At 34.9% G+C, this 13,358-nt stretch carries 9 protein-coding genes and 2 pseudogenes; 10 read left to right on the top strand and 1 reads right to left on the bottom strand.

All coding sequences use genetic code 11. The features are described 5' to 3' along the window. Positions 1 to 1,236 precede the first annotated feature (1,236 nt). Positions 1,237 to 3,396 (bottom strand): AAA family ATPase, encoded by a 2,160-nt coding sequence (locus ABWU32_RS03620; RefSeq protein ID WP_265027821.1) that lies wholly within the window; start codon positions 3,394 to 3,396, stop codon positions 1,237 to 1,239. A 217-nt stretch (positions 3,397 to 3,613) separates the two neighbouring features. Here ABWU32_RS03620 and ABWU32_RS03625 point away from each other — a divergent pair. The 10 genes and pseudogenes from ABWU32_RS03625 to ABWU32_RS03670 all read left to right on the top strand — a co-directional run. Continuing rightward, positions 3,614 to 3,688: pseudogene (locus ABWU32_RS03625) on the top strand (Holliday junction resolvase); the annotation flags it as partial. Positions 3,689 to 3,699: 11 nt separating this feature from the next. Further along, positions 3,700 to 5,633: pseudogene (locus ABWU32_RS03630) on the top strand (DUF4815 domain-containing protein). An 11-nt stretch (positions 5,634 to 5,644) separates the two neighbouring features. Further along, the gene (locus ABWU32_RS03635; protein ID WP_353278878.1) at positions 5,645 to 6,832 is read left to right on the top strand and encodes a hypothetical protein; all 1,188 of its coding nucleotides are present in this window, start codon (positions 5,645 to 5,647) and stop codon (positions 6,830 to 6,832) included. 7 nt (positions 6,833 to 6,839) lie between these two features. Continuing rightward, positions 6,840 to 7,040, top strand: coding sequence for a hypothetical protein (locus ABWU32_RS03640; RefSeq protein ID WP_353278880.1), 201 nt, complete (start codon positions 6,840 to 6,842; stop codon positions 7,038 to 7,040). Beyond that, positions 7,037 to 8,218 carry a hypothetical protein gene (locus tag ABWU32_RS03645; RefSeq protein ID WP_353278882.1) on the top strand — a complete coding sequence of 394 codons (1,182 nt, stop codon included), beginning with the start codon at positions 7,037 to 7,039 and terminating at the stop codon, positions 8,216 to 8,218. The genes ABWU32_RS03640 and ABWU32_RS03645 overlap by 4 nt, the downstream gene beginning before the upstream one ends. Before the next feature lie 10 nt (positions 8,219 to 8,228). Beyond that, positions 8,229 to 8,789 (top strand): hypothetical protein, encoded by a 561-nt coding sequence (locus tag ABWU32_RS03650; protein ID WP_353278884.1) that lies wholly within the window; start codon positions 8,229 to 8,231, stop codon positions 8,787 to 8,789. Then, positions 8,782 to 9,963, top strand: a complete 1,182-nt coding sequence (locus ABWU32_RS03655) for a phage tail sheath subtilisin-like domain-containing protein (protein WP_353278886.1) — start codon at positions 8,782 to 8,784, stop codon at positions 9,961 to 9,963. The genes ABWU32_RS03650 and ABWU32_RS03655 overlap by 8 nt, the downstream gene beginning before the upstream one ends. A gap of 15 nt (positions 9,964 to 9,978) precedes the next feature. Then, the gene (locus tag ABWU32_RS03660) at positions 9,979 to 10,485 is read left to right on the top strand and encodes a phage major tail tube protein (protein WP_353278888.1); all 507 of its coding nucleotides are present in this window, start codon (positions 9,979 to 9,981) and stop codon (positions 10,483 to 10,485) included. An 88-nt stretch (positions 10,486 to 10,573) separates the two neighbouring features. Then, positions 10,574 to 10,831: a phage tail assembly protein gene (locus ABWU32_RS03665; protein ID WP_353278890.1), complete on the top strand. Its 258-nt coding sequence runs from the start codon at positions 10,574 to 10,576 to the stop codon at positions 10,829 to 10,831. Between the two features lie 109 nt (positions 10,832 to 10,940). Next, entirely contained in the window at positions 10,941 to 13,256 is a 2,316-nt protein-coding gene (locus ABWU32_RS03670; protein WP_353278892.1) for a phage tail tape measure protein, read from the top strand. The last annotated feature ends 102 nt before the right edge of the window (positions 13,257 to 13,358 follow it).

The following is a 13,358-nucleotide window of genomic DNA, read 5'->3' on the forward strand; positions in this document are numbered from 1 at the left end:
TGAAGCATCCCCCATGTGAAAAATTTGTTCAGACATGGTTCGGTGAAAAGAAGAAAAATAGGTTGATCCAATAAGATTTCTACTAAAGAATTAAAGATTTTATAAAACTTTTTTAACCCTATAAAGAAAGGTGAATTTTTTTGTCAGGCTTGTAAGAAATTTCTTTACAAACAAAAAGCGTTATTGCATAGAGGTAGTATAATTCATTACAGAATCGTCTTGAAACGCAATTGAAGGTCATTTTATTTTTTTCTAAGCATTTGTTTAACCGCTTCTTTCTGGAGCATCTAAAATTCATAGTCCTCTATAATAATTATACCGGATTAGTCACAACTTTTTCCGGAAATTTTTCAAAAAAAGTTTAAATAATTTTAAAATTGGTTCGATAAAGCTCATCAAAAAGACAAAAATGATTAGGCCTTTTAAATCTACTAAAGACTTTGATTTTAAAACTCAGCATGTTTATCCTTCCACTGTTTGTTAGGTTTTTTATGTTCTTTCAAGTTAATTCAGCTTTAAAAAAAATTTCTTTATAACTAAAATAAAACATGATAAAGTTGGGTAGGAATCTTTTGCGAAGTTTAAATGTAGTGTTAATTGCCTTTTAATCGGTTTTAATGTGGTTTATAAGCGTTCTTTAGTTCAAGGTAGTATAATTGACCTTAAAGTCGTAGAATCTTTTAAAAACGCTATTGTGAGTCATTTGTTCTTTTTTATTCAATTTAAATATCTTAGTAATATTTTTGTAGTCTTTTTACTTTCATTAACATTTTATACTGTTTGTAATTTACTATTATTTATATTTATTATTACTTTTATTTATTACTCATATATATTATATAATAATATAAGGGTTTTAGGAACGTAGAATCAGCCATAATGGCCAACTTTAGAGGGGTGCTTTCTAGGAACACTTTTAGGAATAGAGAGTATAAAGTTTAGGTTTCTAGAGGTATTTTTCATTCCTTAATTTCTGATTACTGATTCAGTAACGCAGGAATAGGAACATAATTCAATTATTAGTGGTATGATTTTTTATATATTCTATCAACTTCTAGTTGAAGTTATAATATATAATGTATTCCAATGCTTGTAATAAAAAAATAGGGTAAACCCTCAGATGCTTGAAGAGCTTACCCGTAATTTTATCTACAACTAATTTTGTTATTGGAAAGACAAATAGAACATATTATGAATTTGCTTAAACTCTTCAATTATAGTCAAAAAGGGCTGTTTCTAATTTGTCTTGTTAGCAATGAGATTTGGTATAATACCTTCAGCTCCATGAGTAAATTTTCCAACACCACGAGCAAAAGGGCCTTCTCTAACATCAAGCCATTTATCTTCTCTCGAGCCTGTAGACATTCCTTTTACTAACTTCTTTGTTTGTAGAAGTTCTTGTACTATACGCTCTAGTCTATCTCTCCCTAGACCATGAAGAATATCAGGTAATCTGTGCCGTTGTTTGTATACTCCTGTATTTCCTGTATGAGTGAATGGATGCCCTGCAACAGCAGATCTTGCAATTGCATCAACAAGATACATTTTAAGGTCTTTTTCACTAGCATTTTTACCTTTTAGTTGCACTGTTATATCTTCTAATAGCCCTGTTTCTTGGTTTCTCAGGTAAGTACGTACAGTTCGGTCAGCTAAACCATTTGCCTTAACAACTGCTCCATAAAATAACGCATTCTGTCTTGGAGCTTCTCCTATTGATTGAAAGATCTCTGGCTTAGCTGTACCTTCTACTGGCCAAAAAGCATATGAGCATCTGACACCATTAACAAGAGCAGATGTGCCTCTAATTGCATCACGTGCTTGTTCAGCAGTTAATATAGGCTTTTCTCCTTTTGGTTTTCTCAGATGATGAGCAGTAACTATCGAAGCTCCGGTACTACATGCTAAATCAGACAATAAACACATTAGATAATCTCCTACAGCAGGATCAGCATTTATGTCTGCATGAATAAACGATGCAAGAGGATCAAACACAACTAATTTCAGATCTTTAATTTTATCAAGTTGTTTTATTATAGACTCAAATTCAGGCGAAACTTCAATAATTTTACCACGAATACTTCTCAGTATTGTCAGTGATCCTCTTACGTTTGGTAGTGGTACTATAAACAGCTTATCTTTAAATTTTAATCTTTTACATTCAGGATCAAGACGTTCAAGCCGACGGTGTACCTCGCCTGCATCATCTTCTGCTGAAAAGATTACTACTGATCCATGTTCAGTAACAGGTGAACCAAAACCACATATCTGATCTGTGTCACTTGCAACCTTAAGCGCCAAATCGAGGAGTAGCATACCCTTACCTGTATCTCCCATAGCAGCTACTATTGAAGTAACACCCAAAGGAAATATTCCTTCAACAAGAAACTTTTGCTCTGGTACTGGACCTACAAAACGATCTGCACTCCAGTCTAAAATGTTCAGTGGTGGTCTAATAATTACCTTTTTCAAGTTATTTTCAATGAAGTCAGAAACATTTGTGTTTTCTTGTACATAGTCCGCAGCATCCCAACCTTTTGGTTTACCTTCTGGAATTTTGACTATAGAAAGCGATGCAATACCTAAGCTGAGAAGTTTTGTAGTAGCATTTTCAGCATATTGTTTACCAGGCTCATCGTTATCCGGCCAAATAACAATATGCTTGCCTTTAAGTTGTGACCAGTCAGTTTTGTCCGCATCTGCATTTGCTCCAGACATTGTGGTTGTTGCAGTAATTCCTTTTTCTATTAGTGCTTCTGCGCATTTTTCACCTTCAACAAGAATGATTTTATCAGACTTCAAAATACCAGGGATATTGTATAGTGGTCTTGTATCAGGTGCTTTATAACTCAACGTTTTAACATTAAAAGGCTTGTATACTTTTTTCTTTCCAGGAAAATCAGAACGGTAAACTTTTACAATCACCTGACCATTTTCATCATAATAATTCCAACTGTAGGTAATAAATTTCTCAAAGTCTTCGTCAATGTATTGCTTCTCTGTATATTTTTTGTTATACCCAAGACACTCAGCTATAGAAGCCATTATCTCATGAAATTCTGTTTTGGAGTGTACTTCTGCCCAAAGATCAATAATATCACCACCTTGATTTGTTGCAAAATCTTTCCAAAGCCCAGCTTTACTACCAGTTAATTCTACTACTAAACTTTTTCCTCGATTACCATGTACATCACCTACATAAAACCTATTACCATGAAAAACCCCATTTGGTAGCAAGTAAGAAAGACAAGATCTGAGATCGGCCAGAAGCCTTAATTTTATGTTCGCTGTTTCTTCTGATGATGGTAGATAACTTTGTGAAATAGTATTGTTGAAATCGCATGAAATATTCATAAATTCTCCATTAAAACTTATCAGGGATTTTTTCTGTTTCCTCATAAGTAATTAATCGCAAAATGAAATGAATTTGTTCAGCGTAATTTGAAAAAACATAAAAAATAATATTTTTTTGAACATTCTGTGAAGTTTTTGCGATATATATTAGTAGAGGGGTATGAAAGTTTGAAACTCGTAATTTTCACTCCCACTATTTTCAAGAGGTAACTTAAGTGTCCATGTTATTGCTTAGGCTACCTCCAAACAAATATCTTACAGAATGTCAATACTAACACTAGATTTAGGGAAACAAACCGGATGGGCTATTCTACATGATGGAATAGTTCAAAGTGGCAGAGAAAAAAGATGACCTTAAATAGCTATTATAACCGCTTTAATCCTGACAAAGAATACGAAAAAAGCTTGTTCCTGGCAGGAAGAGGTTTACAGTCTGCAGAATTAAATGAAACTCAGGAGTATGCTCTTTCTAAGCTTAAAGGCATAGGAGATGCAATATTTCGTGATGGTGATGTTGTAACAGGAAGTAATTGTATTATAGATAGAGAAACTGGTAAAGTTACTCTTGAAGGAGGAAAAATCTATCTGCGTGGAGCAGTTAGAAAAGTCGAAAAAGAAGAGTTTGTTATTCCACTGAGTACCACAGTTCGTATAGGTGTTTATTATCTAGAATCTACAATTACAGAACTTGAGGACGAAAATCTTCGTGATCCTGCTGTTGGTACAAGAAACTATCAGGAAGTAGGAGCTGCAAGGCTTAAAGTTTCCACCATTTGGGGTTATCAAGCAGAAGGTCTTTCTCCACGTTTTTCTGAAGGAGAATTTTATCCAATTTATAACATTGAAAATGGAGTATTAATAGAACATTCACCGCCACCACAAGCAAACATAGTAACTACAGCTCTTGCTCGTTATGATAAAGAAGCAAATGGATCTTACGTAGTAAATGGCCTTGAAGTAATGTGTTTGCAGAGAGAAGAAGGGGACGAAAAGGGGAAAAAAAAATATTTGTGATTAATGAGGGCAAAGCTCATGTTGATGGCTATGAGATTGAACTTCCTCACAGTATTCGTGTTTCTTTTGATGACGATCCAGATATAAAATCAGTTGAATTAGAACCACATACTTTTCAGCCAAATAGCCAAAGAGTAATGGAACTGAAGGTGAATGATTTTCCAATAAGTGAAATTAAAAAAGTAGATATAACTGTTCAAAAAACCATTACCATTACTCACGGTTCATATTCTGGAGCTATTGATCCGATACCTGACTCTGCAGTACTTGAGATTATTCAAATTAAACAAGGCAATGTTATTTATGAAAATAGTATAGATTACAAATTAAACGCAGGAAACGTTGATTGGTCATTACCTGGCAAAGAACCAGCACCTGGAAGTAGTTACCTGATAACCTATCGCTGTCGCACTCATATAAGTCCTGAAGATATAAATGAAGAGGGATGTAAAGTAAGGGGAGCAGTTGATAATAGTCTGGTTCTAATTGATTACACCTGGAAAATGCCCCGCTATGATTTAATTACTATCGATAGCAAAGGAGTAGTAAGAAGAATAAAAGGAATTTCTCACCCTTGGCGACCATCGATGCCTAAAGCGCCTTCTGGACAACTTTTGCTCTGCTACATTCATCAGACGTGGAAAAAAGGCGAAGGGGTAAAAATAGTGAATAATGCTATTCATGCTGTACCGATGAATGAGCTTGAAGCAATGAAAAAAGGAATAAATGATCTTTATGCGCTGGTTGCAGAGGAACGTCTACGCAATGATGCAAATTCAAGAGAACCTACCACCAAAAAAGGAGTATTTGTTGATTCATTCTTTGATGATGATATGCGTGATCAAGGAATTTCGCAGTCTGCAGCAATAGTAAATAGAGAGCTAGTTCTGCCAATAGATGTAGAAGTTGCAGATATTGAAAAAGGTGGGGAAAGATATCTTTTGCCGTATGAACTTGAACCGGTACTGGAGCAGCTTTTACAGACTAAAGGAGAAAAGATCAATCCATACCAAGCTTTTGATCCAGTACCGGCACAAATTACTCTAAATAAAAATATAGATCACTGGACGGAGGTAAAAACAAATTGGAAAAGTCCAGTAACAAGAGTATTTAATGTTAAAGAAACGACAGAGCTGCTGTCAAGTACTTCATACGAAACTGAATTTATGAGAGAAGCAGTACAGAATTTTGAAATTGAAGGTTTTGAGCCAGATGAAAAGCTTAAGGAAATAAAATTTGATGGCATTTCTATTATACCTATGGCATAGAGGAAAAAAAAGTGGAAAAAAGAGCTAACAACCAGGGAAAATTAAAGGGAAAGGTGAAAGTACCAGCAAACATTCCAGCAGGTACTAAATTAGTACAGTTTTATGGGGATAAAGGAAGCTATGGAGAGGCAACTTATACTGGTAAAAAAACTATTACTATAGAAGAAAGAAGAAGAGTTATCGCAGCAAGAAGAGTTGATCCTTTAGCGCAAACATTTACTTTAAATGAGAGCAGACACATAGGAGGTCTAGAGTTATGGTTTGTAAATAACGGCAAAAAACGTGTTGCTGTGCAGATTAGAGAAACAGCAGTGGGAATGCCCTCGCAGACTGTCATTGCTAAAAGTTATATTGAGCCAAAAGATATAAAGATAGATGGCACAGCAACACGTATAACTTGGTCACCAGTGTTTTGCCATGCAGGAGAGGAGTATGCAATAGTACTGCTTACTGATGATCCTGGTACTGCAGTAAAGATAGCAGAACTTGGCAAATATGATGCAGTAAATAGCCGTTGGGTAACAAGCCAGCCATATCAAGTAGGAGTATTACTGTCATCAAGCAATGCAAGCACCTGGACTCCACATCAAAATTTAGATTTAACGTTTCGACTACTAGCTGCAAAATTTAGTGAAAATTCTTATGTTATTGATCTTGGGAAAGTTACTGTAAACAACGTATCAGATTTAATAGTTTTAACAAATGTTGAAAAAGTAGCATTTGATACCAATGTAGAATTTATCTTAACAGATGAAGAGGGAAAAGAAAACTTTCTATCTGATAATTTGCCGCTCGCGCTGCGTGAAAGACTATCTGGAGAGTTAACAGTAAAGGCAAATTTAAAAGGGTCAAAAGAAAAAAGTCCAGTGCTATATCCAGGGTTACAGCTAGTTCTGGGTAATCTTTCAGAGTCCGGAGATTATGTTACAAGAAGTATTACAGCAGGAGCTAACACTAAAATTACCATAACATATGATGCGCTGATACCTGGCACTGCAGATGTTAAAGCATATGTACAAAAAAACGTGGATTGGCAATTAGTAAATTTAACATCAGGAAAACCAATTGGAGAAAGCTGGGTGGAGAGAACTCATGTACTATCAAATTTTAGTGCTAATGAGACGAGGGTAAAATTGGTTTTAAGTGGAACGGTTGTTTATCGTCCTAAAGTCAAAAATCTCAGAGTAATAGTAACATAAAATTTAAATGACTTTTGATCAAACCAAACGAGGATATCCATTGCCACATCCAGAGAATATTGCAGTTCAAGATGTAGTACGTATTCGCAGAGCTATAGAAAAAATAGATGAAGATATTACCGAAAGAGAAGATGAGCATAATCAACTAAAAAATAATTTTAAACGATTTAGATTTGAAGATTTTTTAAATTTATGGGGTAATGAATGACAATTGCCAAAGAAGTAGTTTATGCATTGCATCAGAGACTAAAAGATTTATCCGTAAATGCTACCCCTGATCAACTCGCCTATCTTGCAAAATCTCTAGAATCTATTGCTGGGCAAAGTACAGTACTTGATATTGTACAGATGACTGATGCAAAATTAAAAGAGCTTCTTGACAGTAGCACAAGTCATTTAAATAAATTAGATAGTAGTAAAAACAATGCATTAGCGGCAATCTCTGAATTAGAAGGAAAGTCGTTAAAGAAAATAGATGAAAAAGGAACTACAAATTTATCACTACTTGATACGAGAAAGAATGCCAATATTGCAGCAATCAACAGTACTGGAGCAGATCAACTTTCCACGTTAAAAGGCTTGGTCAAAAACTTCGAAGTTATTAATGATGTGCCAAGTGGGTCATCAATTATAAAAGAGATAAAAAAGCGCAATATGGTTGAATCTGGGTCATTACCATTTTTATTTGGCGTTTTGAGTAGGAATAATGACTATAACTGGGGAAGTGGCCATTTTACAACTGAGCTTGGTAAATGGTATATCGATACGTCATACACTAACAATATGTTTAGCCTTATAGTAGGTTGTCATAACTATAGCACAAATTATGTTTCATTTTATAAGCCACCAAGCATATATTTTATTCAAGGTAAAAACGGAACATTTATCTATAGAGAGTTGTATTCGCGTTATACGGCTTCTTCGAATGAGTACTCTTATCCATATGCACTACTGGGAGTAATATTTGTAAAAAACACTGCAAGCAGTAACATAACCAGAACATTAAATTTTGTTGGTTCAGCGTCTTGGAGTTCACAATATGAAGGAGCAGGAGCATTTGTAGGAACGCCTAATAATACCAACACTAATAAAGGGCAAATATCATCAATTAGTTGGCAAAATATTTATAATTTAGGAAGTTCAAGCAGTGGATTTTCTAGTTCTGGTGGCGTAGTTATTCCAAGTAATAAAACAGTAGCAATCTTATTTTACACATCACCGTACTATTATACGAGTAGCAATAATTATTACACTCAATTTATGCAATGGGGAGTATACAATTTTCGCAGCAATTTTTTAACTACAGGGCTTGAGATAGATGTAGAGAGAACGCTAAAAGCTTGGCAATGTCCAGGATTAGAACGAACTGATCAAATATGGCAATGAGGAGGAATTTGTGACTATTTATATACGTTTTGAAAACCACAAGCAGATTGAAACAACAACACTTGAAAACAAGCCAACTGGAAATGATTGGTATGAAGCGCCAAAGAATTTCGACTGGCAAAAGAGTTATCAGTTAACAGAAGGAGGAGAAATTGCTCAGCGTACTAAAGAAGATATACAAAAGGAGTTACTGGATAATGCGAAGCTTTGTGCATTTGATAGTATGCGTTTCTATTATGATAATCATACTCACCAATATGCAGGTTATTCTCACCAAAAAGCTAAATCTTATGAGATTCAAGCGGAAGCCGCAAAAAGCATTCTAGCAGCACCAGAATCTATAGATGAAAAGGATAAAGAAATTATAGAGCCTTTAGCAAAAGTCCGTGGTATTACAATTATCGAAATGGCAAGAATAATTGAAGAAAAAGTAAAAAAAGCAGTAAAAGAAATAATTAAATGTGAAGAGTTGGAAGACATTACCAAGAAGAAAATTGCAGAAGCCAAAAGTGAAAATGAGCTGGAGAACTTACTAAACGATTTTAAACAAAAGATACAAAGAAATGGCTGAAGAATTTTTACATGGAGTAAATGTTATTGAGGTAACCTCAGGAGCAAAAACAGTACGTACAGCTAAATCATCAGTGATAGGTGTAATTGGTACTGCACCTGAAGCTGATGAGCAAAAGTTTCCGCTAAATAAACCAGTGTTAATTGCAGGAAGCTTAAAGGAAGCAGCAAAGCTCGGAAAGAGTGGCAGTTTACCTTCTGCAGTAAATGGAATATTTTCCCAAATCGGTGCAACAGTAGTAGTTATTCGAGTTGAAGAAAGTGAAAACAGCGATCTAAAATTAAAAGAAGAAGAGACGCTAAAGAATATAATTGGTGGAGTTGACGAAGAAACTGGAGAATATCAGGGAATAGAGGCATTCCTCAGCAGTGAAAGTATAATTCATGTTGCCCCAAGAATATTAATTGCACCTCAATTTACTCACCAACTCCCAGAAGCTGAAGATGGCAAAAATCCAGTGGTTGCAGCATTAATTCCTATAGCAGAAAAGCTGAGAAGCATAATAGTAGCAGATGGACCAAATACCAATGATGAAGAAGCAATCAAGTGGAGAAAAAGTGTAGGCAGCTCAAGAGTTTACGTAGTTGATCCATGGGTGAAGGTACTTATTGAAGAAGAAATCTTGCCAGCAAGCCCATTTGTAGCTGGTTTAATAGCAAAAGTAGATAGCGAACAAGGATTTTGGCATTCACCTTCAAATAAAGAGATAAATGGTATTGTTGGAACAAGCAGGCCTATTGATTTTACGCTCGGTAATATAAATTGTAGAGCAAACCACTTGAATGAAAATGAAGTAACAACGATAATTCATCAAAATGGCTATAGGCTTTGGGGAAATAGGACATGTTCAAATGACTCAAAATGGGCTTTTCTGTCAGTGAGAAGGACTGCAGATTTAATTAACGATAGTTTACTTCGAGCTCATTTATGGGCAGTTGATCGCAATATTACCAAAACTTATATAGATGATGTAATTGAGGGGGTGAATTCTTATTTGGCCAATTTAAAAGCACAAGGAGCTATTATTAGCGGAAAATGTTATGCAACACCTGAACTCAATACACCGGCAAATATTGCAAGCGGGAAAGTGTCTTTTGATTTTGAGTTCACGCCACCATATCCAGCTGAGCAGATTACTTTCAGGTCACATCTTGTGAGTGGTACAATATTATAAAAATGGGAGAAAGAGATGTTACCGAAGATTTTAAAGAATTTTAATGTATTCGTAGATGGTCGGGGTTATGCAGGAAAAATTGATGAGATAACGTTACCAAAGCTCACCATAAAAACCGAAGAATATCGTGCTGGTGGTATGGATATCCCAATAAATATTGACATGGGCATGGAAAAGCTTGAAGCAGACTTTACTTTCGCTGAGTATGATTCAGAACTATTTAGACTTTTTGGCTTGATAAATGGAAACTCAGTATCTTTAACGCTCCGTGGAGGAATGCAAGGTAGTGGTAGCAATGATATTGAAGGAGTAATAATCAATTTAAGGGGCATATTCAAAGAATTTGATTTTGGTAGCTGGAAACCTGCTGAAAAAGCCACTCTCAAATGCACTGTAGCTGCCCATTATTATAAACTTACGATAGGTGGTAATGAACTGATAGAGATCGACGCTGAAAATATGATTAGAAAGATAAATGGTGTTGATCAGATGGCCTTGCTGCAAACGATTCTAGGAATATGAAAACTTATTTGAAATTTTATTTTTTAAGGAGAAGTATATTAAAATAACTTTAAAAGTGTAAAAATATTTTATTTTTTAGGAGAATTTTATGGAAACTATAACACTTAATAACCCAATAACAGTTGATGGAATTTCTGTCTCAGAACTTACTATTAGACGTCCAAAAGTTAGAGACTATTTGGCAATAGAACGCATTAATGGTAGTGACCTAAATAAGGAAGTAACTTTGACTGCCAATTTGACATCAGTTGCAAAAGAAGCAATTGAAGAGTTAGATATTGCTGATTATGTAAAAGTACAAGAGGTATTAAAGGATTTTTTTTCACCAGTTATTCAAAGGACTTGAGGTCAGAAGTATTAATGTTCAGCTCTGTTGTAGGGGGCGGGGTTGAGCAAATACTTGAAATGGAAATTAATGAATTTATCCTATGGAATGAAGCAGCGAGGAAGGTACAATGTCAACGTTATCTATAAAAATTGGAGCAGTCCTAGATGGCAGTTTCAGTACTGTAATAAAAGGAAGTAGCAGTCAACTTACTCATCTTGGTGAGAATATAAGAAAGCTTGACTCATCTTTAAAATCAGTATCAAAGTTTAAGCAGTTAGGTCATGATGTTTTGACTAGCAAGAGGTCATGGAAAGGCTTTGAAGATCAAGTAAAATCTTTAGCTAAACAAATGAAGGCAATAGAGAAACCGAGCAAAACTTTAAAAGCTGAGTTTGATAAAGCTAAATTTTCTGCAACAAAAGCAAAAGAGGCATACTTAAGGAAGAGAGATGCTTTGCATTCATTCAATGAGGAAGTAAGAAAAAGTGGAAGAAATATTAAGTCATTAGTAAGTGATCAATATAAACTTGGTTCTTCTATTGAAGTGCTAAAAGGTAAGTATGGTAAGCTTGGGTCTGCAATACGTAGTCACCAAAGTTTTTTAGCAAGCAAAGCACATTTTAAGTCACAAATTATAGAGACTGTTGGACTAGGTCTTTCGCTTGCAGCGCCAATTAAAGTTGCGATTGATTTTGAAAGTGCTATGGCTGATGTTACAAAAGTGGTTGATTTTGACGAAAAGACAAAGGAAGCTGATAAATTTGCCAAGAAGTTAAAAGAGATGTCACGTACTATACCATTATCAGCCGCAGAATTAGCACAAATAGCTGCAAGTGGTGGACAGCTTGGTATCAAGAAAGAAGACCTTTTTAATTTTACAGAAACAGTGGCAAAAATGTCTACAGCATTTGATATGTCTGCAGAGCAAGCAGGCGATTCCATAGCTAAACTCTCTAATGTTTATGGAATTAATGTTAGTGAAATGGAACACGTTGGTAATGTAATCAATCACTTGTCAGATAACACTGCTGCTAAAGCAAAAGATATGGTTGAAGCTCTAGCAATAGTTGGTGGTACTGCAAAGCAATTTGGATTAAAGTTTGAACAAACAAGCAGCTTAGTAAATGCTTTCATTAGTTTAGGCAAACAACCAGCAAAAGCTGCAACTGCAATCAATGCACTACTTTCAAGGCTTCAAACTGCTGAAGGACAAGGAAAAGTGTTTAAAGCAGCATTAGAAGAAATGGGAATAACTGCAGAAGAAATGGCCCAAAGAGTAAGCGAAAATGGTCAAGAAGCATTGCTATATTTTTTCCAAACTCTAAAAAAAATGGATAACCAGGAGCGTTCTCAAATCCTGATGAAACTTTTTGGCCAAGAATTTCAAGATGATATTGCATTATTAGCTGGAAGTTTTAACAAATACGAAGATGCAATAAAGTTACTAGCTGACACAGAAGAGTACAAAAGCTCTCTGCAAAAAGAATTTAAAAATCGTGTAGACACTACAGCTAGTAAATTACGACTTCTTCGAAATGCAATAGCTGAAGTTGGTATGAATCTGGGCTCAGTGATGCTGCCTACTTTAAAATCTATAGCTGAACTTTTACAAGAAAAAACTAGATATATAGCAGAGTTTGCAGAAAAATATCCAACTTTAACGACGGCGATCATGGGTACTGTAGCAGCTTTGATAAGTTTAAAAATTGCAGCAGTAGGACTAGGATACGGATTTACATTGCTAGGAAGTACGATTTTTGGTCTGAAAGCAAACCTACTTGGAGTATTTTCATTTTTATCAGCTACAGTTTTTCCTGCAGTTATAACAGGGCTAAGAGCAATAACACTCACTGTAATGAGTAACCCAGTTGGACTTTTAATAGCAAGTCTTGTCACTGGTGCAGCTCTTGTTATAACTAACTGGCAAAAGGTGAAAGACTTTTTCTCTAGCTTTTGGGGATATATAAAATCGATAATAAAACCCATAGAAGAAGCTTTTTCATGGATGGGAAATACAGTTAGTAGCACATTTGGAAAAATCTCTGAAAATAGTCCACTGAAAGAATTTGAAAAAAGAAAAAGTATTGTTACTGAAATAAAAGCAGTACATAGTCCCCTAAAGAGTAATATTCTCAACAGTGGAAATCCTTTGCTAGGTAACAGTATAATTAAAGAACTTTCCAAGAGAAATCAGAATAGCTTCAGAATCAAAAGCCTTATTGAGGAGAAAAAGTTTACAGAGAGCGATAATGATAAGATATTTGCAAGGAGTAAATTTGAAAATAAAGAACAAAATAAAACTCAGAACATCACTAATAATTACACTATCAGCATTAAAGCAGAGCCAAATCAAGATGTTCGTAGTCTTGCAGATGAAGTAATAAAAAGGATAAGAGAAAAATCACGTGATGTTTTATTTGATACAGTAGAGACGTTTTATTGATCAATTATGTTTTTTAAAATTTTTTGAATTTAGTCTCATTTGTTGATAATTTTGTATTTTTATTCAATTGAAAAATGTATTTTGGCAACAAAGATCTTAGTT

This window comes from Wolbachia endosymbiont (group A) of Udea olivalis (genome assembly GCF_964028365.1).
GTDB lineage: Bacteria > Pseudomonadota > Alphaproteobacteria > Rickettsiales > Anaplasmataceae > Wolbachia > Wolbachia pipientis.

What these genes read in the sequence shown, in the direction of transcription:
- ABWU32_RS03670 (WP_353278892.1), top strand. Translation starts at nt 10,941, where the DNA reads ATGTCAACGTTATCTATAAAAATTGGAGCAGTCCTAGATGGCAGTTTC.
- ABWU32_RS03660 (WP_353278888.1), top strand. Translation starts at nt 9,979, where the DNA reads ATGTTACCGAAGATTTTAAAGAATTTTAATGTATTCGTAGATGGTCGG.
- ABWU32_RS03665 (WP_353278890.1), top strand. Translation starts at nt 10,574, where the DNA reads ATGGAAACTATAACACTTAATAACCCAATAACAGTTGATGGAATTTCT.
- ABWU32_RS03655 (WP_353278886.1), top strand. Translation starts at nt 8,782, where the DNA reads ATGGCTGAAGAATTTTTACATGGAGTAAATGTTATTGAGGTAACCTCA.
- ABWU32_RS03640 (WP_353278880.1), top strand. Translation starts at nt 6,840, where the DNA reads ATGACTTTTGATCAAACCAAACGAGGATATCCATTGCCACATCCAGAG.
- ABWU32_RS03620 (WP_265027821.1), bottom strand. Translation starts at nt 3,396, where the DNA reads ATGAGGAAACAGAAAAAATCCCTGATAAGTTTTAATGGAGAATTTATG.
- ABWU32_RS03645 (WP_353278882.1), top strand. Translation starts at nt 7,037, where the DNA reads ATGACAATTGCCAAAGAAGTAGTTTATGCATTGCATCAGAGACTAAAA.